Origin of the sequence: Claveliimonas monacensis, assembly GCF_014982975.1 — a bacterium.
Lineage (GTDB): Bacteria > Bacillota > Clostridia > Lachnospirales > Lachnospiraceae > Claveliimonas > Claveliimonas monacensis.
The window spans coordinates 482,895-508,089 of the sequence record NZ_JADCKL010000001.1 but is presented as its reverse complement, the minus strand read 5'-3'; the positions used below and the strand labels follow the sequence as shown (position 1 = coordinate 508,089).

Below are 25,195 nucleotides of genomic sequence, written 5' to 3'. Positions count from 1 at the left end.
AAAAAGAAAGGCAGGAGATCATGATGGACAAATTGACACTGGAAAATTTTGAGCAGGCGAGTGAACTTGTAAAGAAGGTGACCCTCCCCACAGATCTTGTATACAGCGAGTACTTCAGTTCCCAGACAGGCGGCAAGGTATATCTGAAGCCGGAGAACATGCAGTATACAGGGGCGTACAAGGTAAGAGGTGCCTACTATAAGATCAGTACCATGACAGAAGAAGAGCGGGAGAAGGGGCTCATCACGGCTTCTGCCGGCAACCATGCCCAGGGCGTTGCTTTTGCGGCCCAGAAGTTCGGCTGCAAGGCTACGATCGTCATGCCCACAGTCACCCCTCTTATCAAAGTGAACCGCACAAAGAGCTATGGAGCGAACGTGATTCTCCACGGGGATGTGTACGATGACGCCTGTGCCTACGCGCTGAAGCTGGCAGAGGAGCAGGGGATGACGTTTGTGCATCCTTTCGATGATCTGGATGTGGCGACAGGACAGGGAACTATCGCTATGGAGATCGTGCAGGAGCTTCCTACCGTGGACTATATCCTGGCACCCATCGGCGGAGGCGGCCTGATCACAGGCGTAGCCACACTGGCTAAGATGCTCAATCCCAAGATCAAGGTGATCGGTGTGGAGCCTGCTGCTGCGGCCAGCATGAAGGCTGCTCTCGAGGCAGGAGAGCCTGTCACACTGCCAAGCGCCAACACCATTGCGGACGGCACGGCTGTGAAGCGGGTGGGCGACAAGGTGTTCCCCTATGTGAAGGAAAATGTGGATGACATTATCACAGTGGAGGACGACGATCTGGTCGGAGCTTTCCTGGATATGGTGGAGAACCACAAGATGGTCGTGGAGAATTCCGGTCTCCTTACGGTAGCAGCCCTCAAACAGCTGGATGTAAAAAAGAAAAAAGTAGTCTGCATCTTAAGCGGCGGCAACATGGATGTGATCACTATGTCCTCCATTGTCCAGCACGGACTGATCCAGAGAGACAGGATCTTCTCCATCTCCGTTCTCATGCCTGACAAGCCGGGCGAGCTTGTGCGGGTGGCCTCTGCTGTCGCGAATGCTCAGGGCAATGTGATCCGTCTGGAGCACAACCAGTTTGTCAGTACCAATCGAAATGCAGCCGTGGAGCTTCGTATTACGCTGGAGGCCTTTGGCACAGAGCACAAGAATCAGATCATGCAGGCTCTCAGAGACGTGGGATATGAGCCCAGGGAGATTGGGGCAAAGCTGTACTAAGAACACAAGTGAATCAGATCTGCGGATTTTCAGAATTTTGCGTATTACAGAGGCCGTCCTGCCGGGACGGCCTTTTTTATACGGAAAATTTCAGGTGGATTTTTTATTGACATGGTTTGTATAATTGTATACAATTATACGAGAAAAGAAAAGGAGATATGACACATGCAGGACAGGAAAGTTTACCTTGACGAACACACAAATCTGCTTCAGCTTGAGGAGCATATGTACCCACTGGTGGATGTGAAAGAACCCAATGTATTCAGAAATCTTTTTCACTATGACGAGGTGCCGAAGATCGCCTTCAACGACAGGATCGTACCCCACAGCATGCCGGATGAGATATGGATCACAGACACGACATTCCGGGATGGACAGCAGTCCCGGGCGCCTTACAGCACAAAGCAGATTGTAGATATTTACGATTATTTCCACAGACTGGGCGGACCCAACGGAAAGATCCGGCAGTGTGAATTTTTCCTGTACAGCAAGAAAGACAGGGACGCTGTATACCAGTGCATGGAGAAGGGATATCAGTTCCCGGAGATCACCAGCTGGATCCGGGCCAGCAAAAAGGATTTTGAACTTGTAAAAGAGATCGGCATGAAAGAGACAGGCATACTTGTCAGCTGCTCGGACTACCACATTTTTTACAAGCTGAAGATGACAAGAAAACAGGCTATGGAGCATTATCTTTCTGTTATCAGGGAATGCCTTGAGACCGGTGTCAGTCCCAGGTGTCATCTGGAAGATATTACCAGGTCGGATATTTATGGTTTTGTCATTCCGTTCTGCCTGGAGCTTATGAACCTGATGAAAGAGTACCAGATCCCGGTGAAGATCCGTGTCTGTGATACGATGGGCTACGGTGTCAACTACCCCGGCGCGGTGATCCCCAGGTCCATCCCGGGTATCATATACGGCCTCCGCGTCCATGCAGGTGTGCCAAGCGAGCTGATTGAGTTCCACGGACACAATGATTTTTACAAGGCAGTCAGCAATTCTTCCACAGCCTGGCTCTACGGGGCCTGCGGCGTAAACTGTTCCATCTTCGGCATTGGGGAGCGGACAGGGAACACGCCCCTGGAGGCCATGGTCTTTGAGTATGCCCAGCTGAGAGGGACACTGGACGGCATGGACACCACCGTCATCACCGAGCTGGCAGAGTACTATGAGAAGGAGATCGGCTACCACATTCCCTCGCGGACACCTTTTGTGGGCAAGAATTTCAATGTCACAAGGGCCGGGATCCACGCCGATGGACTGCTGAAAAACGAGGAGATCTACAATATATTTGACACAGATAAATTCCTGAACAGACCGCCGCTTGTAGCCGTGTCAAACACATCCGGGCTGGCGGGCATCGCCCACTGGATCAACACCTATTTCCATCTGCCCGAAGGAAGGCAGGTAGATAAGAATACCGAACTTGTAGCCATGGTGAAAGAGTGGGTGGATCAGGAATATGAGAGCGGCCGCGTCACTGTGCTGACAGACGAGGAACTTCTGGCAGTCATTGATGAGGCATGTAAAAAGACAGGCGTCAGACTGACGGCGCAGGAGGAGTAAAACAAATGGAAGAGTACCAGGACCAGTCCCTTCGGGGAAAAGTGTTCCGCAGGCTGCGGGAGGACATTCTATCCGGTGTGTACAAGGAAAATGAGGAACTCAAAGAGATAAGCATAGGGGAGGAGATGGGGGTCAGCCGGACTCCGGTGCGGGAGGCGCTGCGCCAGCTGGAGCTGGAAGGCCTTGTGTCCATCATTCCCAATAAAGGAGCCTATGTGACCGGCATTTCCCTGAAGGACGTGCACGATATCTATATGATCCGGTCTATGCTGGAGGGGCTCTGCGCCCGGTGGGCGACCAGGTATATCACAGAGGAGCAGATCGAGGAGTTGGAGGAGGTGATCCTTCTCTCCGAGTTCCATCTGAAGAAGAAAAGTACAGCGGGGAAAGACGGGGAGAAAGCCCAGCAGGTATCTGAGCTGGATGGAAAATTCCACAAAGTCTTGTATCACGCCTCCAATAGTCGTATACTGGAACATGTACTGTCGGATTTTCACAAATATGTGAAAATGGCGCGGACCATGTCTGTGGAGGAGAAGAGCCGGGCGGAGAAATCCATAGAAGAGCATCGGGCTATTCTGGAAGCCATCAAGGCAAGGGATGAGGAGCTGGCAGAGCGCCTGGCCAATGCGCATATTATGAAAGTCATGGAAAATCTTCATATAGAAGAGTAGATGAGCCAGTCAATTATTTTTAATGACGAAATAAACGAAAAAGAAAAGGAGAATGCGAACATGGAAAAGATCAAGATGACTACCCCAATCGTAGAGATGGACGGAGATGAGATGACCAGGATCCTCTGGAAGATGATAAAAGAACACCTTCTGAAGCCATTTATCGAGCTGAATACAGAGTACTACGACCTGGGCCTGGAGCACCGCAATGAGACCAATGACCAGGTGACGATTGACTCTGCAAATGCTACAAAGAAATATAAAGTGGCGGTAAAATGCGCCACGATCACGCCCAACGCGGCCCGCATGACAGAGTACGACCTGAAGGAAATGTGGAAGAGCCCCAACGGGACGATCCGCGCCATCCTGGATGGGACCGTGTTCCGCGCTCCCATCGTTGTAAAGGGGATCGAGCCCTGCGTGAAGAACTGGAAGAAGCCTATCACCATTGCAAGGCATGCCTACGGGGATGTGTACAAGGGAACCGAGATGAAGATACCGGGAGCCGGGAAGGTAGAACTTGTCTATACAGCAGAGGACGGCCACGAGGAGCGAGAACTTGTGCACAACTTTACAGGCGCAGGCATTGTGCAGGGTATGCACAATGTCAATGACTCTATCGCGAGCTTTGCCAGAAGCTGCTTTAACTATGCGCTGGATACAAAGCAGGATCTGTGGTTTGCCACAAAGGATACTATTTCCAAAAAGTACGACCACACTTTCAAGGATATTTTTCAGGAGATCTACGACAACGAGTATGCCGAGAAGTTTGAGAAAGCGGGCATCGTATATTTCTACACCCTTATCGACGATGCTGTGGCCCGTGTTATGAAGTCTGAGGGCGGCTACATCTGGGCCTGCAAGAACTATGACGGGGATGTTATGAGCGATATGGTGTCTTCCGCCTTCGGTTCCCTGGCTATGATGACTTCTGTTCTCGTATCCCCGGAAGGGTATTACGAGTACGAGGCGGCTCACGGAACCGTGCAGCGCCACTACTACAAGCACCTGAAGGGAGAGGAGACATCCACCAACTCCGTGGCCACCATCTTCGCGTGGACAGGTGCACTGAGAAAGCGCGGCGAGCTGGACGGCAACCAGGAACTTATGGCATTCGCCGACAAATTGGAGAAGGCTACTATCGACACCATTGAGGAAGGCAAGATGACAAAAGATCTGGCGCTGATCACCACTTTGGAAAATCCCACTGTGCTGAACAGTGAAGAATTTATTCTGGCAATTGCAGAAAAGCTGGCGTAATTTAATTTCGGACGTAATACTTTTTAAAAGTATTACGTCCGAAATTATTATAACTGGTGTGTAATTGTGTATGCCATCGGAAAGAATTGAACCTGCCGGCGTCAATTTTACATACATTTAACATAAATCCGGATTACAAATACACGAAAAACATTTATAATAGGGAAGAATATGTATTATAAAAAAGGACAGAGAAGGTATGAGAATGAAAAATTGGAGATGCCTCGCAGTGGCAGTCGGGGCAGCATGTTTTCTTGGCGCCTGCGGCAACAGTGAGCCGGCAAGCCCGGAGCAGGATAAGGAACTGGCTGACCTTGGCCAGATTACAGTAGTCACAAGAGAGAGCGGGTCCGGTACCCGCAGCAGTTTTGCCCAGGCTCTGGGGCTGGATGAAGAAGGCGTGGATGACAAGGATCACATCACAGAGACAGCACAGACGGTGACTTCCGGCGAAGAAGTGATCCAGGCTGTAGGAGAGGATAAAAGCTCTGTCGGTTATGTGAGCTGGGGGACAGACATTTCGGAAAGTGACAGCGTAAAGGAGCTGGCTGTGGACGGAGTGCCAGCAGAAGAGACGACCATCGAGAGCAGTCAGTATCCTCTGAGCCGCACGCTCTACCTTGCCGCTGCAGAGGATGGAAATGAGCTGAAAGAGGATTTTCTGACGTATGTGACTGGAAAAGGCCAGGAGATCGTGGGAGATTTCTTTGTGCCGGCAGAAGAGACGAAGGATGTGTTTCTGTCAGCACAGCCGTCCGGCACTTTGCGGATACACGGCTCTACCAGCCTGGCTCCGGCTATAGAGGCGCTGGCGGAAGCATATCAGGAGGCGAATCCTAACGCTGTCATTGAGGTGGAGGCGTCAGACTCCTCCCAGGGCATTACCGACGTGCTGACAGGCGTCTGCGACATGGCTATGGTTTCCAGAGATCTTTACCAGTATGAACAGGATGTGCTCCAGGCGGTTCCTGTGGCAAAGGACGGGATCCGTGTCATTGTGCAGGCGGACAATCCACTTGAGGACCTTACAGCGGACATGCTGGCGGCTATATACAGCGGAGACACTGCCAATTGGGCAGATACAAAAGAAGAATAATATAGGAGGAGACAATGGAAAAAGAGAAGGCAAAGAAACAGGTATTTATGAACAGGGAACTGTCCTGGCTGAAATTCAACGAGCGTGTGCTTGAGGAGGCGGAAGACGAGAGGGTGCCTCTCTGTGAGCGGCTCAGCTTTGCATCCATTTACCAGAGCAATCTGGACGAATTCTTCATGGTCCGGGTGGGCTCCCTGCAGGATCAGATGCTGCTGGGCAAAAAGATCCGGGACAATAAGACCCATATGACCTTAGACGAGCAAATCGACAACATATTGAAAAAAGTGCGGGAACTGAGCGGGAGAAGAGACAGGACTTATCACGCCCTGATGGAAAATCTGGAGTCCTACGGCGTGCGGCTGACAGACTTTAGCAAGCTTAGGGATGAAGAAAAAGACGGCCTGCTGAAATTTTTCCAGATGGAGATCGCTCCCCTTATCTCCCCCACTGTTGTGGGAAAAAGGCAGCCATTTCCGTTTCTGCGCAACAAGGAAATTTATGCAGTGGCCGTGCTGGAGACTAAAAACAAAAAACAGAGGCTGGGTATCATTCCGTGTACCAACACCATGGTGGAGAGACTGATCCCTGTGAGGGGGCAGGAGGGATGCTACATGCTTGCAGAGGAGCTGATCTTGCACTACATTCCCCGGGTGTTCAGCGGATATCAGATCAAGGCGAAATCTCTGATCCGGGTGACAAGAAACGCAGATATAGACGCGGACGCTCTCTATGATGAGGACCTGGATTACCGCGAGTTCATGGCGGACCTGATCAAGCGCAGAAAGAAACTCTCCCCTGTCCGTCTGGAGCTCTCTAGGGAGATGGACGGCGACGTGGTGGAGACTCTCTGCAAATATCTGGATCTGGACTCCACCCATGTATTCCGGAGCCAGGCTCCCCTGGATCTGTCTTTCCTTTTCCAGATCCAGGACATCCTGCGGAAGAACCCGGAACTCTTCTATGAGAAGAGGGTGCCTCAGAAATCCCCCTCTTTCCAGGAGGGAAGAAGCCTTATAGAGCAGATCAAAGAAGAGGACAAGATGCTTTCCTATCCCTACGAATCGATCCGGCCTTTCCTGCGGCTGCTGAATGAGGCTGCGGAGGATGAGAATGTCATCTCCATCAAGATGACGCTCTACCGCCTGGCAAAGCAGAGCAAGGTAGTGGAGGCCCTGATCGAGGCGGCAGAGAACGGAAAAGAAGTGGTTGTCCTTGTGGAGCTGCGTGCACGGTTTGATGAGGAAAACAATATCGAGTGGTCCAGACGCCTGGAGGAGGCCGGATGTCAGGTCATTTACGGCCTGGAGGGCTACAAGGTACACTCTAAACTCTGTCTCATCACAAGAAAAACAGAGGGACAGGTGGAATACATTACCCAGATCGGAACCGGAAACTACAACGAGAAAACCTCCCGTCTCTACACAGACCTGTCTCTTATGACAGCGAATGTGGACATTGGACTGGAGGCGTCGGCTGTGTTCCAGGCTCTCTCCAAGGGCGAAGTCGTGGAAAAATCGGACAAGCTCCTGGTGGCGCCCAAGTGTCTGCAGAACAGAGTGCTGGATATGATCGACGAGGAAATCAGGCTCGCGCAGAGCGGGGAGGAGGCTTACATCGGACTGAAGCTGAACTCGCTGACAGATAAAAAGATTATCGACAAACTCATCGAGGCCTCCTGCGCGGGCGTGAAGATCGACATGATCATCCGCGGCATTGCCTGCCTTATACCGGGCGTGGAGGAAAGTACAGAGAATATCCGGATCATCAGCATTGTGGGAAGATTTCTGGAGCATTCCAGGATCTACATCTTTGGCCGGGGCGAGAGGGCAAAGTACTACATTGCCTCCGCTGACTTTATGACAAGAAACACAGTCCGCAGAGTGGAAGTGGCAGCTCCTGTTCTGCAGGAGAATTTGAAAGAGCGGCTGCAGATGATCTTTGACACTATGCTGCATGACAACCAGAAGGCCAGAGAAGCCTGCAGTGACGGAGATTACAGGCATGTGGTTCCGCAGTCAGGCGAAGAGCTTTTGAATTCCCAGGAGTATTTTTACCAGGAGGCCTATGAGAAGGCGGGAAAAGTGTAACATAGAGAAAAGGTGTTGAGAGACATGATATGGAGACTTGGCGAGCGGCTGGAGGAGCTTGACCAGGGGGAGTGGGAGGCGGAGGGGTGCCCGGCCGTCTTCCTGACAGACTCCCGGAACGCCAGAAAAGTACTGGACCTGGCCGGGATCCAGTACGAAAATGACATCCAGCTGGGGCAGATCGGCTTCTGTAAGCTGGAGACACAGCAGGAGTGCCTGGTGGGAACCCTGTGTATTCCCAAGCTGCTGGACGTGCTTGGAAGCCGTTACCGGATCTATTTTTTCATCAATCAGGATCACGTAGTTCTTGTGGATGACGAGGACTTTTCCATGCGCCTGATCCGCAGGATCAAGAGAAAAAAGACTCATCAGGGTGAGACGAAAGAGAGATTTATCTACAATTATATTGCAGAGTTTATGAGCAGGGACCAGGAACTTCTCATGCAGTACGAGAAGACCCTGATGGGGATGGAGGAGGACGCCATGCAGGGGAAGATCGAGCGGTTCCAGCAGGAGCTGATGCCCATCAGGCGAAAACTTCTGAACCTGCGCAGCTACTACGATGAGATGATGGATATGGGGCGTGAGCTGGAGGAAAATGAAAATGGCTTTTTTGCCAAAAAGCAGCTCAAATACTTTGGAACACTGTCAGACCGGGCGGACCGCCTTATGAGCCGCACCTCCCACCTTCTGGAATACGCACAGCAGGTGAGGGATGTATATCAATCCCAGGTGGACGCAAGGCAGAACAGCAATATGCAGTTCCTGACTGTGCTATCCACCATTTTCTTTCCCCTGACGCTGATCACCGGCTGGTACGGCATGAACTTTCAGAACATGCCGGAGCTGAAAAATGGATATCCTGGTGTCATCGTGCTGAGTCTTATCGTCATTATCGTCTGCATCCTGATCTTCAAGAGAAAGAAAATATTGTAAACATGCACGTTCGCAAAAAAATGGGAGGAGCCTGCCTTACGCAAGTTCCTCCCATTTTTCATACAGCTCTTCCAGCTGGGCGGCTATGTCAGCCTTTTCCTGTGCCAGCTCCTGGCATTTTACAGAGTTGGTGTAGACTTCCTCCGTAGCCATGAGCTCGTCGATCTGTGCGTCACGCTCTTCCAGGCAGGTGATCCGCTCCTCGGTCTTTTTCAGATCATTCTGCCTTTTGCGTTCCCTGGCCTGTGCCTCTTTCTGTTCCTGCCAGCTTTGCTTGGCCTCGGATACAGGCTCAGCGGAGGCGGCTTTCCCTGCTTTCGCCGTGGCGGGGGAGGCATAGGCGGCGGTCAGCTCCTCCTTTTTTTCCAGATAGTAGTCGTAATTGCCGATATAGTTGACAAATTTGCGGTTTACAAGCTCCAGGATGCGGGTGGCAGTCTGGTTGATGAAGTACCGGTCATGGGACACATAGAGGACGGTGCCGGTATAATTGTTGAGCGCGTTTTCCAGTATCTCCTTTGAGGCGATGTCCAGATGGTTGGTGGGCTCGTCCAGGATCAGGAAATTGGCCTCTGAGAGCATCAGCTTTGCCAGGGACACACGGCCCCTCTCACCGCCGCTTAAGTCACCGATCCGCTTGAACACATCGTCCCCTGTAAAGAGGAAGGCGGCCAGCATATTGCGGATCTGGGTGCCCGTCAGGTCCGGGTAATCGTCGGAGATCTCCTCGAACACAGTCTTGTCCATGTGAAGGACATGGTGCTCCTGATCGTAGTAGCCCACATGGACATTGGCGCCCAGAGTAAAGTTGCCGCTGTCTGCGGGGAGCACATCGTTCAGGATTTTAAGAAGCGTGGTCTTTCCGGTTCCGTTGTCCCCGATAACGGCCACGTGCTCACCTCTGCGAACGTCAAAACTGATATCTGTAAAGAGAGTCTGGTCCGGAAAGGATTTGCTCAGATGCTCTACAGAAAGGACATCGTTTCCGCTGACACAGGAGGGCTCCAGTGTCAGATGGATGTCTGTTTTCAGTTCAGCCGGCTTCTCTATGCGCTCCATCTTGTCCAGCATTTTTTCACGGCTCTCTGCGCGCTTGATGGACTTTTCGCGATTAAAAGAGCGGAGCTTCTCGATAACAGCCTCCTGGTGCCGAATTTCCTGCTGCTGGTTCATGTATTCCTTAAGCCGGGCATCCCGGATCTGCTTTTTCTTTTCTGCATAGGCAGTATAATTCCCCAGGTAGGTGGAGAGCTGTCCCTGCTCGACCTCCACCACCTTTGTTACCACCCGGTTCAGAAAATAACGGTCGTGGGATACGATGAGCACGGCCCCGGGGTAATTCAGAAGATAGGTCTCCAGCCAGGAGATGGAATTTAAGTCCAGGTGGTTGGTGGGCTCGTCCAGGAGCAGCACATCCGGTCTGGTGAGAAGAAGTTTTCCCAGGGAGACCCGGGTCTTCTGGCCGCCGGAGAGTGTGTCTACATCCTTGGAAAAATCCTCCTCGCCAAAGCCCAGACCCTTGAGGACGCCGGTGATCTCACTCTCGTAGGCGTACCCGTTTTCCCGTTCAAATTGCTCCGTGAGGCGGTGATATGTGTTCAGTCTCTCTGTGAGGGCATCGCCCTGCAGGGAGGGAAGATCCGCCTCAATCTGCCGTATTTCTTTTTCAATGGCAATGATCTGGGCTTTGGCAGTCTTTACCTCCTCGTAGATGGTGTTCCCCCCTGTCAGATCCTGGTGCTGGGCCAGATAGCCCAGGGTACTACCCTTGGCCAGGGTGACCGTTCCACCGTCCAGGGGCAGTTCCCCCACGATCATTTTCAGGATAGTGGATTTTCCGGCCCCGTTGATGCCAACGAGAGCCGCCTTTTCGTGATCCTCGATATGGAAGGAGCCGTCCTTTACAATGACTTCTTCCCCAAATGATTTTTCTATATTGTGACATGCCAGTATCATGGTGTACCTCCTGTGTAAAAGCCGCGTATTTTACAGCATTATCTATTATATCGGGGAACCCGTGGCGTGTCAATTTCCAGAAGACGGAGGTTTCTGATTTGCAGAACTTTTAGGAACAATAAATTGACTTTATTGTAACAATTCTATATAATGAATCTGAGAAACTGAAATGGAAGGTGGATAAAGTGGAAGGCAGAGAAATTTCGCAGGCAGTCATACGTAGACTTCCAAGATATTACCGCTATTTAGGGGAGCTGCTGGAGAATGGCGTGGAGCGCATTTCCTCCAATGATCTCAGCAAGAAAATGCATGTGACAGCATCCCAGATACGGCAGGATCTGAACAACTTCGGCGGCTTCGGCCAGCAGGGGTATGGATATAATGTAAAATATCTCTACACAGAGATAGGTAAGATACTTGGCCTGGAGGAAGACCATGACATGGTCATTATCGGGGCAGGTAATCTTGGACATGCGCTGGCAAACTATGCAGCGTTCGAAAAACGAGGTTTTGTGCTCAGAGGTATCTTTGATGTGAACCCCACATTGAAAGGAATGACAATCCGTGGCGTTCCCATCCATATGATGGATGAGCTGGAAGCGTTTGTTACGGAAAACAATATAGAGATCGGCATCCTGACGATCCCGAAAACAAAGGCGATCGAGGTTGCCAACCAGCTGGTGGCGTACGGAGTAAAGGCAATATGGAACTTCGCACATACGGATCTCAATCTTCCGGATGATGTGATCGTTGAAAATGTCCACCTGTCAGAGAGCCTGATGAGGCTGTCCTACAATATCAGCAGATACAATGAGGAACAGAAAAAATCAGAGAAGTAACAGGACTTTGTGACGTGTAAAGCCGGCGTGTGTAAGGCAGGCCTTCTTTACACGTCTTTTGCGTTGCCGTAGGCCGCAAAGCCGGCAGCCGGGCGGCGTGTCCTGTTTACGCCATGGGGAAGGAAGGTGATTTTATGCTATTTTTGCCTGATGGAAGACAGATGAAAGCGGCGGACAGCTATACGATACGGGAAAAGAAGATCCCGTCGCTGATCCTGATGGAGCGGGCGGCCCGCACCTTTGTGGAGACCGTGATGGAGAGGAAACTGGATCTGTCCAACGTCTGTGTGGTGTGCGGCTCAGGAAACAACGGGGGCGACGGTTTTGCCATCGCAAGATTGCTGCTGGAAAAAGGCGGCTGCGTGACTGCAGTGATGGCCGGAAACCCGGACCACTGTACAGAGGAGACGCTGCGGCAGATGGAGCTTTTCAGAGAGGCCGGAGGGACGGTAGGAAACTCTTTTGAAGAGGGAGAATATAGTATACTGATAGATGCTGTATTCGGAGCAGGATTAAGCCGGCGTGTGGAGGGAGATTATCTGGCCTGCATAGAGGCCATGAACCGCTCCGGAGGCGTAAAGCTGGCGGTGGATGTGCCGTCAGGAGTTTCCACCACTACCGGAGAAGTAGCTACCAGCGCATTTAGAGCAGATCTGACAGTGAGTTTCCAGTGCGCAAAGCTGGGCTGCGTCCTCTACCCCGGGCGAGATTATGCCGGCGAGGTAACCGTGACAGATATCGGAGTCGACACTTCCGTGCTGGAGGGAGACAGGGAGGCTGCCTACGCGCTGGAGGAGAAGGATATAAAAACCATGCTCCCCAAGAGGCGGCCCAACTCCCACAAAGGGGATTACGGGAAAGCGCTGATCATAGCGGGCAGCCGTGGCATGGCAGGGGCCGCTTACCTGGCCGCTCTGGCAGCCTACAGGACCGGAGCCGGACTTGTGCAGATCTACACGCCTGAGGAGAACCGGACGATCCTGCAGACCCTGCTGCCGGAGGCCATCATCCGCTGCTATGACTTCTTTGATGAGAAGGAGCTGCTGCGGCTTTTGAACTGGGCTGATGTGGTCAACATCGGTTCTGGGCTGGGCACAAGTGATAAATCCCGGCGTATCCTGCAGACCACACTGGAAAATGTACAGGTTCCCTGCGTTGTGGATGCAGATGGCCTGAATCTGCTGGCGGAGCACAGCCGATATCTGAGCAGGCTGCCCCACGATCAATTTGTCTTTACTCCCCACATGAAGGAAATGTCCAGGATTGTGAAAAAACCTGTGGAGGAGCTGCAGAGGAACCGAATGGAGATCCTGACCCAGTTCACCGGAGAGGCCCGGATCACATGTGTGCTGAAGGACGCAAGGACCTGTATATGCAGGCAGGGAGAACATCCCTATGTGAACCTGTCCGGGAATGCTGCCATGGCAAAGGCCGGAAGCGGCGATGTGCTGGCAGGCGTGATCACAGGACTGATCGCCCAGGGGATGACCTGCTTTGATGGGGCAGTGCTGGGCGTGTACCTGCACGGACTTGCAGGGGAGGCGGCAAGGGAAGAAAAAGGAATATACAGTGTGCTGGCAAGAGATCTGGCAGACGCAGTAGGGACGGTATTGAAAAGACTGGAGGAATAGAGCATGAGGGAATACACCAGGATCTGTGCCAGGATCGACCTGGATGCGATCGAGTACAATCTGGAGATGATGAGAAGAAGGGTTCCCTCCGACACGAAGATGATCGGCGTCATCAAGATGGACGGCTACGGACACGGGGCGGCCCAGATCGCCAGATCCGTCATGGAGGAAAAGGATTATGTCTGGGGCTACGCGGCCGCTACACCGGATGAGGCCGCTCTGCTCCGAAAAAAAGGGATACAAAAGCCGATTCTTGTCCTTGGCTGTGCCTTCCCGGAGCAGAGGGATGAGATGATCCGCAAAGACATCCGCATGACATGCTACACCTGGGAGATGGCTCAGGACATTTCCGAGAGAGCGCAGAGACTTGAGAAGAATGCAGTGATCCATATCAAGCTGGACACAGGCATGTCCAGGCTCGGCTTCCTCATCAGCGAGGAGAGCGCCGATACCATCGCCCGGATCACGGAACTTCCAGGCATTGAAGCAGAAGGGATCTTCACACACTTTTCCAAAGCGGACGAGACAGACAAAACCTTTACAAAGAATCAGATAGAAAAATATCTGTGGATGAAAACACAGCTGGAGTCCAGGGGGATCCGCTTCCCATTCTGGCACTGCTCCAACAGCGCAGGCATTATCGATATGCCGGAGGCGGCCATGGACCTTGTCCGGGCAGGGATTTCCATGTACGGGATGTACCCCTCCGGGGAAGTGAAAAAGGAGCTGGTTCCCCTGAAGCCGGCCATGGAGCTGATCAGCCACGCGGCCCATGTAAAGTGGGTGGAGCCGGGGACGTATGTCAGCTATGGGGGAACCTATGTCACAGACAGGAGGACCAGGATCGTCACCGTGCCGGTGGGCTACGGGGACGGGTATCCCAGGAGCCTCTCCAACAAAGGATATGTGCTGATACACGGAAAGAAAGCCCCCATACTGGGCAGAGTGTGCATGGATCAGCTTATGGTGGATGCCACAGACATAGAAGACGTACAGTTTGGAGACCGCATCACGCTGGCGGGGGAAGAAGATGGAGTGCGCGTCTCTATCGATGAGCTGGCGGATCTGTCCGGCAGATTCAACTACGAGTTTGTGTGCAATATAGGGAAACGCGTGCCCAGGGAATATGTCCGGAACGGCCGGGTCATAGAGCAGATGGACTATTTTGAGTAGCGGCCGGGCACTCTTTGGAATACATCCGAGAAAGATGGAAATACTATCAGTATCTTTAGTAAATCGGAGTGTGACAAAAAGTGCAGGTAAAACGCGGTGATATTTATTATGCAGATCTGAGCCCTGTGGTGGGCTCTGAGCAGGGCGGGGTCCGCCCGGTGCTGATCATACAGAACAATATTGGGAACAGGCACAGCCCTACTGTCATCTGTGCCGCCATTACATCCCGCATGAACAAGGCAAAACTGCCCACCCATGTGGAGATCGATGCCAGCAGATACCGGATCGTCAAGAACTCGGTCATTTTGTTGGAACAGATCCGCACCATCGATAAGCGCAGGCTGAAGGATATGGTCTGCCATCTTGACAGGGAACTCATGGATAAAGTAGATGAAGCGCTGAAGATCAGCTTTGAGCTTCATACATAGACACAGTAAAGGAGCGATAGAGAAGAGATTATGGAAGAAGGAAGCTTGTTTCAGAGGATGAAACAGATGTTTCAGGAGGACGAGGGCCTGAAGGAAAAGCCTGAGCTGGACCAGGAGGCAACGGAGCTCATCCGGAACATTTTCCGGTATATGGATAAAGATGCCAGGGATATCATGACTCACAGAAGAGACATTGTGGCCATTGACGGGGAAGAGACACTGGAAGACGCACTGAAGTTTATGCTGGAGGAAAATCATTCCCGTTTCCCCATCTACCACGAAGATATCGATGAGATCATCGGTACCATGCATCTGCGGGAAGCTATGGTCTGCTACATGAATGAGGAGCTGCGGGACAAGCCGGTTAGTGAGCTGAAAGAGTACATACGCCCGGTCACTTTTATACCGGAGTCCAAGAGCATTGATACACTTTTTAAAGAAATGCAGGCCAAAAAGAAGCATTTGGTCATCGTGCTGGACGAGTACGGACAGACTTCAGGGCTCGTGGCCATGGAGGATATCCTGGAGGAGATCATGGGCAATATCCTGGACGAGTACGATGAGGAGGAGGAGACCATCATCAGACAGGCAGACGGCTCAGTGACGGCAAGCGGGTTTGCAGACCTGGAAGACCTGGAAGATATGCTGGGCATTTCTCTGGATACAGAGGAGTACGAAACTCTCAACGGCTTCCTGACCGGCCAGCTGGACCGGATCCCCGGGGAGGACGAGCACTGTGTGGTGGAGTTTGAAGGATACAGGTTTACCGTACTGAAGGTTGATAATAATGCCATCCAGTCAGTCAGGATTGAAAAAACGGGCGGGGAGTGATAAAATAGAAAAAGTGCGAATTATAGAAGATACAAGGAGAGAGAAAAATGTCAGGACATTCAAAATTTGCCAATATTAAGCATAAGAAAGAAAAAAATGATGCGGCAAAAGGGAAGATCTTTACAAAGATAGGGAAGGAACTTGTAGTGGCTATCAAGGAAGGCGGCAGCGCGGATCCGGCCAACAATAGCAGGCTGCGGGACGTGATCGCCAAGGCGAAGGCCAACAATATGCCCAACGATACCATTGAGAGAAATATCAAAAAGGCTGTAGGGGATGCAGATGCGTCCAACTACGAGCACATTACATATGAGGGATACGGCCCCGGCGGCACAGCCATCATCGTGGAGACGCTGACGGACAATAAAAACCGTACAGCCTCCAACGTAAAGAGTGCATTTACAAAGGGCAGCGGAAACGTGGGAACTCCCGGATGTGTGTCCTTTATGTTTGACAGGAAAGGACAGATCCTTGTGGCAAAAGAAGAGTACGAGGGAGATCCCGACGAGCTGATGATGCAGGCTCTGGATGCAGGCGCCGAGGACTTTGCCGAGGAAGAGGACAGCTATGAGATCATCACAGATCCAGATGATTTCAGCGGTGTGCGTCTTGCACTGGAAGAGGCGGGCATCCCCATGGCTCAGGCGGAAGTGACGATGATCCCTCAGACCTGGGTGGAACTGTCTGACGAGAAGGATATTCAGAACATCCAGAAGACACTGGATCTTCTGGACGATGATGACGATGTGCAGAATGTATACCATAACTGGGATATGTAGGCGGGATGTACTATGGAATTGGAAGCATTACAGCAGAAGTTAATTGATTTTTTTGTGGAGATGCAGGATTACCGTCAGTTTTTTAAGAGAAAGCTCTACGCAGACACCTTTAAGGAATGCTATGAGAAGCACAGAGGACTGGTGGCAGATATTGCTGAGGCTTGCGAGAAAGCTGACGATCAGGAAAAAGCGGTGGAGACACTGGCGGGTGCGATCCCCGATTATGCCCACGGACAGATCGAGAGCGTAAAGAGCAAAAATAAGAAGGAAGGACTGCAGATTGACTACAATATGACGATGGTCACATTTGTCATTCCTGTGCTGGATTACGCTAAAAATGTGTACTGTAGCAGAGTCATCGACCGGATGGTGGAGAGGTGGAATGAGCCTCCGGTGACCATGAAGATCAGCCGCTCCGACTTTGAGAGCCTACAAAGCGGCTTTAAGTCCCACCCCTGTTACATCACAACGGCTGTCTGCGCCAGCAGGAACCAGGGGGATAACTGCTATGAGCTGAACCTTCTGCGGGATTACAGAGACCACTATCTAAGCTCCACAGAAGAGGGAGAGCGGATCGTGGAGGAGTACTACAATGTGGCTCCTACCATTGTCAACCGCATCAACAGGCAGGAGGATGCGGCCCGGATATACGACGATATATACAGTTCTTATCTGCGACGCTGCATTGAGCTGATCCAGGCGGACGAGATGGAGGAGTGCAGGGAAGTGTATGCGTCCATGGTGGAGGATCTGGAAAAAAAATATTTGTTTTCATAGAAAAGCAGGAAAGGAAGGAAACATGAGCGATTACAGGATAGAGACAAAATGTATCCAGTCCGGATACACACCGAAGAACGGGGAGCCGAGAGTTCTTCCCATTTACCAGAGCACAACATTCAAATACGAGACAAGCGAGCAGATGGGAAGACTTTTTGACCTGGAGGAGTCAGGCTATTTCTACACACGACTCCAGAACCCCACCAACGACGCTGTGGCAGCCAAGATCTGCGACCTGGAAGGAGGATATGCGGGCATGCTGACCTCCTCCGGACAGGCGGCCAGCTTTTACGCTGTCATGAACATTGCCCAGCAGGGAGACCACATTGTGTGCGCTTCCGCCCTCTACGGAGGTACATACAACCTGTATGCCCACACTATCAAGAAGATGGGCGTGGAGGCGACCTTTGTAGACCCGGACTGCACCGAGGAGGAGCTGAACGCGGCGTTCCAGGACAACACAAAGGCGGTCTTTGGTGAGACTATCGCGAATCCTGCTCTTGTTGTCCTTGACATTGAGAAATTTGCAAAGGCAGCTCATGCCCACGGGGTACCGCTGATCGTGGACAATACATTTGCCACGCCCATCAACTGCAGGCCTTTTGAGTGGGGAGCTGACATTGTGACTCACTCCACCACAAAATACATGGACGGTCATGCTACCTGCGTGGGCGGAGCTATTATTGACAGCGGAAACTTTGACTGGGAGGCTCATGCAGAGAAGTTCCCGGGACTTACCACGCCCGACGAGACATACCACGGGATCGTATACACGCAGAAATTCGGAAAGGGTGCCTACATCACAAAGGCGACAGCCCAGCTCATGCGTGATCTGGGATCCATACAGTCTCCCCAGAATGCCTTCCTTCTGAACATCGGCCTGGAGACCCTGCATCTGCGTGTGCCCAGACACTGTGAGAATGCTCTGAAGGTGGCACGCTATCTGAAAGACCATGAAAAGGTAGACTGGGTACATTGCCCGTCCATGGAGGGAGATCCCTACTATGAGCTGGCACAGAAATACATGCCCGGCGGCACATGCGGTGTCCTCACCTTTGGACTGAAGGGCGGAAGAGCTGCTGCGGAGAAGATGATGGATCATCTGAAACTGGCAGCCATCGTGACCCATGTGGCTGATGCCAGGACCTGTGTCCTGCACCCGGCAAGCCATACCCACCGTCAGATGAATGACCAGGAGCTGCGGGAGGCAGGTGTGCAGCCTGAACTGATCCGCTTCAGCGTTGGAATCGAGAATGCAGAGGATATTATCGCCGATGTAGAGCAGGCGCTTGCCCAGATTTAATGCATAAAAACAGAAAGGCACTTCCATACTAATTATTATGGAGGTGCTTTTTTATGGAGATAAAAGGACAAAGCAGCGAGGCGGAGAAAACCCAGGAAGAGAAAAATGAAGAGATCAAAGAGATGGGCACCGTGGATCTGGAAGAGGGAGACGGGCAGGGGGGAGATCCCCACAGGATCAAGCTGATCACTATCATAGGGGAGATAGAAGGCCACGAGGCGGTGTCAGGGAACACCAAGGCGACAAAATATGAACATCTGCTACCCATGCTGGCGGAGATCGAGGACAGTCCCGGCATTGACGGGCTGCTCATCCTTTTGAATACACTGGGAGGAGACGTGGAAGCGGGGCTCTCCATTGCGGAGGTGATCGCCTCTTTGAGCAAGCCTACGGTCTCACTTGTGCTGGGAGGAAGCCATTCTATCGGCGGACCTTTGGCTGTCTCAGCGGACTACTCATTTATTGTGCCCAGCGGTACCATGATCATCCATCCGGTGCGCAGCAGCGGCATGTTTATCGGTGTCATGCAGAGTTTCCGAAATATGGAGAGGACGCAGGATCGGATCACAGGATTTCTGGCCAGGCACTCCCACATGAGCCAGGAGCGGATCGAGGAGCTGATGCTCAATTCCACTCAGCTTGTGAAGGATGTGGGGACTCTCCTGGAGGGGGAGGAGGCTGTACGCGAAGGCCTTATCGACGAGGTGGGGGGACTTTCCGACGCACTGGGGAAATTGCATGAAATGATAGATCTGAGAAGATCCGGCAGGGAAAAACCATGAAATTAGCTGATGACAGTTTTTTTTTGAAATGTTATACTAAGAATGTATATGCATATGATAGTCGGCCGCTTTGAAAAATGCGGCCCGGCTTTTTCTGCCGCAGGCATTGATAAGGGAGAGGCCTGCCGCAGAGTATACAGGTAAGAAACAACAAGGGGGAGAGAAAATGGCATCTAAGTCACGGACCGGAAGAAGAAAGAAGACAACGGGGAGAAAAAAGAATAATGTTCAGCAGAGCTTTGTGGCGGATGAGATCATTATCTGGCTGACGCTGGCAGCGAGCATCCTTCTTCTGCTCAGCATCTTCGGGCTTGGAGGGGCCGCAGGAGGGGCTGTATCCGCTGTCCTGTTTGATCTCTTTGGTTACAGTACATACCTTGTTCCATTCCTGCTGTTTGGAGCTGTGACCTTCGTCCTGTCCAACAGGGGGAATAAAGCGGCCTATGTAAAGACAGGCGCGGCCATCCTGCTGTTTGTCCTTATTACGACATTCCTGGAGCTGCTCCTGGAGGAAGGAGGATTCCTTGGCGGAGCGGTCACAGGCGTTCTTGTTCCAGCCATAGGGACGGCAGGCACTTATGTGGTGGACGTGATCCTGATGATCATCTGTGCTGTGATCATTACCGGAAAGTCAGCCCTCAAGGGCGTGAAGGAGAGAGGCGGACAGGCCTATGGAAGAGCCAGAGAAGACGCGGCCAGACGCAAGGAGCTGGCCCAGACAAGGCGGATGATCCGCCAGAAAGAGGCCCAGAGGGAGCTGGAGGAGGCTAAGAAAGAGGCAAAAGCCCTGGAGAAGGAAGAAAAGGAGAGCCTTCGCCGCAAAGACAGACATGTTTCCGGCGTCTCCTTTGACACGACTCTGGGAGAGAAAGGAAAGTCTCCCGATGTAAAAGAGATTACGCCCCCTGCCGGGGAGGATCTGTTTGCCCAGGAGGCGGCAGACATGGAGCTGCCCTTTGAGGAGACAAAAGAGGCAGTACAGGCGGAGGAACCGTCCTTTGTGATCAACCGGGCACAGATGCCTGAGGAGACTATTCGGGAAGAACAACCGGAGATCTCCGGGGAGACCGCTGCCGCAGAGGAGAAAAAGACCCGCAGGACTAAGATGGGGGCCGAGGCAGTGGCCATGGAGGCTGCCCAGGTAGGACAGATGGCCGCCGAGGCGGATGCGGCTCCGAAGAAGGAGTACAGGACGCCCCCCATCTCTCTTTTGACGAAAGGGAAGAATACAGGGGGAGACTCGGATGCTCATCTGCGGGAGACCGCCAGAAAGCTGCAGGAGACCCTTCACAATTTCGGCGTCAACGTGACCATCACCAATGTCAGCTGCGGCCCTGCGGTGACGCGCTATGAACTGCAGCCCGAGCAGGGGGTAAAGGTCAGCAAGATCGTGGGACTTACAGACGACATTAAGCTGAACCTGGCAGCGGCAGATATCCGGATCGAGGCGCCTATCCCCGGAAAAGCGGCGGTGGGCATCGAGGTGCCCAACAAGGAGAACGCGGTGGTGCACCTGAGGGACCTTCTTGAGTCAGGAGAATTTAAGAACAGCAAGTCCGCCATCGCCTTTGCGGCAGGGCGGGATATTGCCGGCAAGCCTGTGGTGGCGGACATTGCGAAGATGCCCCACCTTCTCGTGGCGGGAGCTACCGGTTCGGGAAAATCCGTCTGCATCAACACCATGATCATCAGTATCCTGTACAAGGCTTCCCCGGAGGATGTGAAGCTCATCATGATCGATCCCAAGGTGGTGGAGCTGAGCGTTTATAACGGCATTCCTCATCTTATGATCCCTGTGGTGACAGATCCCAAGAAGGCGGCCGGCGCTCTGAACTGGGCTGTGGCGGAGATGATGAAGCGCTATGAGCTTTTTGCAAAATACAATGTCAGGGATATCAAGGGATTTAACGAGAAGACGGAGAACATGACCCCGGAGGAGAGGGAAGGAAAGCCTGGAAAGCTGCCCCAGATCGTCATCATTGTGGACGAGCTGGCGGATCTTATGATGGTTGCGCCCGGGGAGGTGGAGGAAGCTATCTGCCGGCTGGCCCAGCTTGCCAGGGCGGCAGGCATTCACCTGGTAGTAGCTACCCAGAGGCCTTCAGTCAATGTTATCACCGGACTGATCAAGGCCAACATGCCCTCCCGGATTGCTTTCTCCGTGTCATCCGGAGTGGATTCACGGACTATCATTGACATGAATGGGGCGGAGAAGCTGCTGGGCAAGGGAGATATGCTCTTTTACCCATCCGGCTACCAGAAACCGGCTCGGGTTCAGGGAGCTTTTGTTTCCGACAAAGAAGTGCAGGCTGTGGTGGAATATTTGAAGAAACAGAACGGCGAGGCCTCCTACAGTGAGGAGATTGTCACGGAAGTCAATTCCACTGCCTCCAGCTTAGGGAGTGTTCCTTCCGGCGACGTTTCTGCCGGAGGAGACGGAAGAGACGCCTACTTTGCGGAGGCGGGAAGATTTATCATCGAAAAAGAAAAGGCTTCCATCGGCATGTTGCAGCGCATGTTCCGCATAGGTTTTAACCGGGCGGCCAGGATCATGGACCAGCTTTGTGAGGCCGGCGTGGTAGGGCCTGAGGAGGGGACAAAACCCCGGAAAGTGCTGATGTCCATGGAAGAATTTGAAGCCTACATAGAAGAAAACATGTGAGAAAAGACACAGTGTGTCTTTGAAAATAAAATACAAAAGGAAAGGAATGGATCGTATGAAATCAGATATTCAGATCGCGCAGGAAGCAGAAATGATGCACATCAAAGATGTGGCGGCCACCATCGGTATCCCGGAGGAGGACCTGGAGTTCTACGGAAAGTACAAAGCAAAACTCTCTGATGAACTCTGGGAAGAGATCAAGGACAGAAAGGACGGGAAGCTCGTCCTTGTGACCGCCATCAATCCCACTCCCGCCGGAGAGGGAAAGACGACCACTACCGTGGGACTGGGACAGGCCATGGCAAAGCTTGGCCGGAAAGCCATCATCGCCCTCAGAGAGCCTTCCCTTGGCCCCTGCTTTGGCATTAAGGGCGGAGCTGCCGGAGGCGGGTATGCCCAGGTGGTTCCCATGGAGGATCTGAACCTGCACTTTACAGGTGATTTCCATGCTATTACTTCTGCCAACAACCTGCTGGCCGCCCTCCTGGACAACCACATCCAGCAGGGAAATGAGCTGGGGATCGATCCGAGACAGGTTGTCTGGAAGAGGTGTCTGGACATGAACGACAGAAACCTCCGGAACATTGTCATCGGACTTGGCAGAAAAGCCGACGGTATGGTGAGGGAGGACCACTTTGTCATCACCGTTGCATCTGAGATCATGGCTATCCTCTGCCTGGCAGATGATATTAAGGACTTAAAAGAAAGGCTGGGAAGGATCATCGTAGCCTACAATTTCAAAGGGGAGCCTGTAACAGCAGATGATCTCCACGCCACAGGAGCCATGGCAGCGCTTCTGAAGGACGCCATTAAGCCCAATCTTATCCAGACTCTGGAGCACACACCGGCTCTTGTGCACGGCGGACCTTTCGCAAACATCGCCCACGGCTGTAACAGCGTGCGCGCCACACGGATGGCCCTGAAGCTGAGTGACATTACCATCACCGAAGCAGGCTTCGGTGCGGACCTTGGCGCTGAAAAATTCATGGATATCAAGTGCCGCATGGCAGGTTTTAAACCGGATGCAGTAGTTTTGGTTGCAACTGTCCGGGCTTTGAAGTATAATGGAGGAGTTGCAAAAGATCAGCTGTCCGGAGAGAATCTGGAAGCGCTTGCAAAAGGAATTGTAAATCTTGAGAAACATATAGAAAATGTACAGAAATATGATGTACCTGTCATTGTAACGCTCAACTCCTTTGTCACAGATACAGAGGAAGAGATTGCTTACGTTCGCCGCTTCTGCGAGGAGAGGGGATGCGAGTTTGCCCTGTCAGAAGTCTGGGAGAAAGGCGGAGAGGGCGGCATTGCCCTGGCGGAGAAGGTGCTGGAGACTCTGGAGAACAAAGAGAGCCATTTCCATACATTGTACGAAGATGATCTCTGTCTGAAGGCTAAGATCGAGACCATCGCAAGAGAGATCTACGGTGCAAGGGGAGTGGTCTATGACCCTGCGGCAGAAAAGCAGCTGGCTAAGATCGAGGGCATGGGATTTGGCAATCTCCCTGTCTGCATGGCGAAAAATCAGTACTCTCTGTCCGACGATGCCACAAGGCTGGGCCGTCCGGAAGACTTTGATATCCATATCAGAGAGGTCTATGTGAATGCCGGCGCGGGATTTGTGGTAGCCCTCACAGGAGCTGTCATGACTATGCCGGGCCTCCCGAGGGTACCTGCGGCCAACGGCATCGACGTATCAGAAGACGGGCACATTACAGGACTGTTTTAAGGAGAGATAAAAATGCCCCAGTGGGAAAGTAGTATAATAATAGGGGGTATCGCAAGATGAGGTGCACAAACTGCGGCTATGAGATACCGGACGGTGAGCTGTACTGTAAAAGATGCGGCAGGGAAATCCGCATCGTGCCGGACTATAATCCTCTTGACGATGTCCTTGCAGCTCAGGTAAAGGGAGGAATTGACGGAGGTGAGAGGCCTCTGGATGATTACGATTACGAGCAATCCTATACATCCGATCTGCGCAGGGGAGAGGCGCAGAGAGCGGAGCGAAGGAAAAAAGAGCAGACACGCAGCATGCGCCATACATCTGCCATGAGCGGAAAGACCGCCCGGACTTCTGGAACCGGGCGGGTTTCCCGCGGTACCGGTACCGCGGGAAAACGGGCTTCCCAGGGAACCGGGAATATGAATCCGGACCGGGAGAGACGGCGCCGGATGGCAGAAAAAAAGCGGGAAAAGAAAAAGAGACTGAGAAGAAAGATCATTATCGGGTTTATTATTTTGATCGCGGCGCTGGCCGTTGCGGTCTTTTTCCTGTACCGGAATTCCTATGCAGGACAGATCAGGCAGGGAAACCGGGCTTTCTCGGAAGGAAACTACGAGGAGGCGGAAAACTTTTTTAACCGTGCAGTGGACAAGGATCCGAAGCGGGGGGAGGCTTACACAGCTCTCTCCAAAGTGTATCTTGCCAGGGATGATGAGGACGGAGCTGAGGAGCTGTTTCTGAATGCCCTGGAGTCCTATCCGGACGAAGTGCCTGTCTACGAGGCGTGCATTGCTTTTTATGTAGATACAGAACAGCCGCAGGAGGTGTCTGCAATCCTGGAAGACGCCCCGGAGGATGTGCGGAGCGAGCTGAGCGAGTATGTCTCAGAAGGTCCGACGTTCAGCCTGGATGACAGCGAAGTGTTCGACGATGTACAGCAGCTGTCTCTGGAGTCTGACGGGGAAGCTATCTATTATACCACCGATGGCAGTGACCCGGACACATCCAGTCAGAAGTACTCAGAACCGATCCAGATCCCGGAAGGAACAACCACAGTGTCTGCTATCTCTGTAAATGCAGCCGGCATTCCCAGTCTTCCGGTGGTAAAAGAGTACACAGTGGAATTCCCTATAGAGGATGCGCCGGCAGTGACACCCTCCACGGGTCAGTACGAGCAGCAGACGCAGATCGTAATCCAGGTACCGGAGGGCTACACAGCCTACTATACGATGGACAAAAGTGATCCTACGGAAAAATCCACGAAGTATACAGGCCCCATTGACATGCCGGAGGGAAATACCATTTTCAAGGCAGTGCTGGTCAATGGCAAGGGAAGGCTGACAGGTGTTACAACAAGAAATTATGAGCTGGTGCTGAACTAGTATCTGACGGCGGGGGCAGACAGACTGCCTCCGCTATATTTGTCAAAAACAGGCGAAACTGCA

The 25,195-nt window shown here is 52.4% G+C and carries 20 protein-coding genes; 19 read left to right on the top strand and 1 reads right to left on the bottom strand.

Annotation, left to right across the window (positions count from 1 at the left end; all coding sequences use genetic code 11):
- The first annotated feature begins 23 nt into the window (after positions 1 to 23).
- The 7 genes from ilvA (at position 24) to INF30_RS02490 (ending at position 8,866) form a co-directional block, all read left to right on the top strand.
- Positions 24 to 1,244, top strand: coding sequence for a threonine ammonia-lyase (gene ilvA / locus INF30_RS02520; RefSeq protein WP_076777303.1), 1,221 nt, complete (start codon positions 24 to 26; stop codon positions 1,242 to 1,244).
- A 165-nt stretch (positions 1,245 to 1,409) separates the two neighbouring features.
- Positions 1,410 to 2,813, top strand: a complete 1,404-nt coding sequence (locus tag INF30_RS02515) for a beta/alpha barrel domain-containing protein (RefSeq protein WP_076777304.1) — start codon at positions 1,410 to 1,412, stop codon at positions 2,811 to 2,813.
- A gap of 5 nt (positions 2,814 to 2,818) precedes the next feature.
- A complete protein-coding gene (locus INF30_RS02510; RefSeq protein WP_226394130.1) occupies positions 2,819 to 3,487 on the top strand; it encodes a GntR family transcriptional regulator in 669 nt (222 codons plus the stop codon).
- A gap of 60 nt (positions 3,488 to 3,547) precedes the next feature.
- Entirely contained in the window at positions 3,548 to 4,747 is a 1,200-nt protein-coding gene (locus INF30_RS02505) for an NADP-dependent isocitrate dehydrogenase (protein ID WP_226394129.1), read from the top strand.
- A 205-nt stretch (positions 4,748 to 4,952) separates the two neighbouring features.
- Positions 4,953 to 5,843, top strand: coding sequence for a substrate-binding domain-containing protein (locus INF30_RS02500; RefSeq protein ID WP_226394128.1), 891 nt, complete (start codon positions 4,953 to 4,955; stop codon positions 5,841 to 5,843).
- 14 nt (positions 5,844 to 5,857) lie between these two features.
- Positions 5,858 to 7,930 (top strand): polyphosphate kinase 1, encoded by a 2,073-nt coding sequence (ppk1, locus tag INF30_RS02495; protein ID WP_226394127.1) that lies wholly within the window; start codon positions 5,858 to 5,860, stop codon positions 7,928 to 7,930.
- Positions 7,931 to 7,954: 24 nt separating this feature from the next.
- On the top strand, positions 7,955 to 8,866 hold the full coding sequence (locus INF30_RS02490; protein WP_226394126.1) for a magnesium transporter CorA family protein: 912 nt from the start codon (positions 7,955 to 7,957) through the stop codon (positions 8,864 to 8,866).
- Between the two features lie 36 nt (positions 8,867 to 8,902).
- Here the strand turns inward: INF30_RS02490 and abc-f are convergent, their stop codons facing one another.
- The gene (abc-f, locus tag INF30_RS02485; RefSeq protein ID WP_226394125.1) at positions 8,903 to 10,822 is read right to left on the bottom strand and encodes a ribosomal protection-like ABC-F family protein; all 1,920 of its coding nucleotides are present in this window, start codon (positions 10,820 to 10,822) and stop codon (positions 8,903 to 8,905) included.
- A 185-nt stretch (positions 10,823 to 11,007) separates the two neighbouring features.
- Between abc-f and INF30_RS02480 the strand changes: the two genes are divergently transcribed.
- The 12 genes from INF30_RS02480 (at position 11,008) to INF30_RS02425 (ending at position 25,132) form a co-directional block, all read left to right on the top strand.
- Complete coding sequence (locus INF30_RS02480; RefSeq protein ID WP_226394124.1) at positions 11,008 to 11,661, top strand: redox-sensing transcriptional repressor Rex; 654 nt, start codon at positions 11,008 to 11,010, stop codon at positions 11,659 to 11,661.
- Positions 11,662 to 11,795: 134 nt separating this feature from the next.
- The gene (locus INF30_RS02475) at positions 11,796 to 13,292 is read left to right on the top strand and encodes an NAD(P)H-hydrate dehydratase (protein ID WP_226394123.1); all 1,497 of its coding nucleotides are present in this window, start codon (positions 11,796 to 11,798) and stop codon (positions 13,290 to 13,292) included.
- Between the two features lie 3 nt (positions 13,293 to 13,295).
- Positions 13,296 to 14,465, top strand: a complete 1,170-nt coding sequence (gene alr / locus INF30_RS02470) for an alanine racemase (RefSeq protein ID WP_226394122.1) — start codon at positions 13,296 to 13,298, stop codon at positions 14,463 to 14,465.
- Between the two features lie 80 nt (positions 14,466 to 14,545).
- Positions 14,546 to 14,893 carry a type II toxin-antitoxin system PemK/MazF family toxin gene (locus INF30_RS02465; RefSeq protein WP_076777313.1) on the top strand — a complete coding sequence of 116 codons (348 nt, stop codon included), beginning with the start codon at positions 14,546 to 14,548 and terminating at the stop codon, positions 14,891 to 14,893.
- Between the two features lie 30 nt (positions 14,894 to 14,923).
- The gene (locus INF30_RS02460; RefSeq protein ID WP_226394121.1) at positions 14,924 to 15,724 is read left to right on the top strand and encodes a hemolysin family protein; all 801 of its coding nucleotides are present in this window, start codon (positions 14,924 to 14,926) and stop codon (positions 15,722 to 15,724) included.
- A 47-nt stretch (positions 15,725 to 15,771) separates the two neighbouring features.
- Positions 15,772 to 16,503: a YebC/PmpR family DNA-binding transcriptional regulator gene (locus INF30_RS02455; protein ID WP_076777315.1), complete on the top strand. Its 732-nt coding sequence runs from the start codon at positions 15,772 to 15,774 to the stop codon at positions 16,501 to 16,503.
- Between the two features lie 12 nt (positions 16,504 to 16,515).
- On the top strand, positions 16,516 to 17,280 hold the full coding sequence (locus INF30_RS02450) for a CFI-box-CTERM domain-containing protein (protein WP_226394120.1): 765 nt from the start codon (positions 16,516 to 16,518) through the stop codon (positions 17,278 to 17,280).
- A 22-nt stretch (positions 17,281 to 17,302) separates the two neighbouring features.
- Positions 17,303 to 18,583 (top strand): O-acetylhomoserine aminocarboxypropyltransferase/cysteine synthase family protein, encoded by a 1,281-nt coding sequence (locus tag INF30_RS02445; RefSeq protein WP_076777316.1) that lies wholly within the window; start codon positions 17,303 to 17,305, stop codon positions 18,581 to 18,583.
- Between the two features lie 53 nt (positions 18,584 to 18,636).
- Complete coding sequence (locus tag INF30_RS02440; protein WP_076777317.1) at positions 18,637 to 19,365, top strand: ClpP family protease; 729 nt, start codon at positions 18,637 to 18,639, stop codon at positions 19,363 to 19,365.
- A gap of 166 nt (positions 19,366 to 19,531) precedes the next feature.
- On the top strand, positions 19,532 to 22,027 hold the full coding sequence (locus tag INF30_RS02435; protein WP_226394119.1) for an FtsK/SpoIIIE family DNA translocase: 2,496 nt from the start codon (positions 19,532 to 19,534) through the stop codon (positions 22,025 to 22,027).
- Between the two features lie 55 nt (positions 22,028 to 22,082).
- Positions 22,083 to 23,753 (top strand): formate--tetrahydrofolate ligase, encoded by a 1,671-nt coding sequence (locus tag INF30_RS02430; protein ID WP_076777319.1) that lies wholly within the window; start codon positions 22,083 to 22,085, stop codon positions 23,751 to 23,753.
- A gap of 56 nt (positions 23,754 to 23,809) precedes the next feature.
- Complete coding sequence (locus tag INF30_RS02425) at positions 23,810 to 25,132, top strand: chitobiase/beta-hexosaminidase C-terminal domain-containing protein (RefSeq protein ID WP_226394118.1); 1,323 nt, start codon at positions 23,810 to 23,812, stop codon at positions 25,130 to 25,132.
- The last annotated feature ends 63 nt before the right edge of the window (positions 25,133 to 25,195 follow it).

Bases quoted from the DNA above. Each gene is read 5' to 3' on its own strand.
- INF30_RS02455 (WP_076777315.1), top strand. From the start codon at position 15,772: ATGTCAGGACATTCAAAATTTGCCAATATTAAGCATAAGAAAGAAAAA.
- INF30_RS02510 (WP_226394130.1), top strand. From the start codon at position 2,819: ATGGAAGAGTACCAGGACCAGTCCCTTCGGGGAAAAGTGTTCCGCAGG.
- INF30_RS02425 (WP_226394118.1), top strand. From the start codon at position 23,810: ATGAGGTGCACAAACTGCGGCTATGAGATACCGGACGGTGAGCTGTAC.
- ppk1 (WP_226394127.1), top strand. From the start codon at position 5,858: ATGGAAAAAGAGAAGGCAAAGAAACAGGTATTTATGAACAGGGAACTG.
- INF30_RS02435 (WP_226394119.1), top strand. From the start codon at position 19,532: ATGGCATCTAAGTCACGGACCGGAAGAAGAAAGAAGACAACGGGGAGA.
- INF30_RS02450 (WP_226394120.1), top strand. From the start codon at position 16,516: ATGGAATTGGAAGCATTACAGCAGAAGTTAATTGATTTTTTTGTGGAG.
- INF30_RS02445 (WP_076777316.1), top strand. From the start codon at position 17,303: ATGAGCGATTACAGGATAGAGACAAAATGTATCCAGTCCGGATACACA.
- INF30_RS02440 (WP_076777317.1), top strand. From the start codon at position 18,637: ATGGAGATAAAAGGACAAAGCAGCGAGGCGGAGAAAACCCAGGAAGAG.
- INF30_RS02430 (WP_076777319.1), top strand. From the start codon at position 22,083: ATGAAATCAGATATTCAGATCGCGCAGGAAGCAGAAATGATGCACATC.
- INF30_RS02500 (WP_226394128.1), top strand. From the start codon at position 4,953: ATGAAAAATTGGAGATGCCTCGCAGTGGCAGTCGGGGCAGCATGTTTT.
- INF30_RS02505 (WP_226394129.1), top strand. From the start codon at position 3,548: ATGGAAAAGATCAAGATGACTACCCCAATCGTAGAGATGGACGGAGAT.
- INF30_RS02490 (WP_226394126.1), top strand. From the start codon at position 7,955: ATGATATGGAGACTTGGCGAGCGGCTGGAGGAGCTTGACCAGGGGGAG.
- abc-f (WP_226394125.1), bottom strand. From the start codon at position 10,822: ATGATACTGGCATGTCACAATATAGAAAAATCATTTGGGGAAGAAGTC.
- INF30_RS02460 (WP_226394121.1), top strand. From the start codon at position 14,924: ATGGAAGAAGGAAGCTTGTTTCAGAGGATGAAACAGATGTTTCAGGAG.
- INF30_RS02515 (WP_076777304.1), top strand. From the start codon at position 1,410: ATGCAGGACAGGAAAGTTTACCTTGACGAACACACAAATCTGCTTCAG.
- INF30_RS02475 (WP_226394123.1), top strand. From the start codon at position 11,796: ATGCTATTTTTGCCTGATGGAAGACAGATGAAAGCGGCGGACAGCTAT.
- ilvA (WP_076777303.1), top strand. From the start codon at position 24: ATGGACAAATTGACACTGGAAAATTTTGAGCAGGCGAGTGAACTTGTA.
- alr (WP_226394122.1), top strand. From the start codon at position 13,296: ATGAGGGAATACACCAGGATCTGTGCCAGGATCGACCTGGATGCGATC.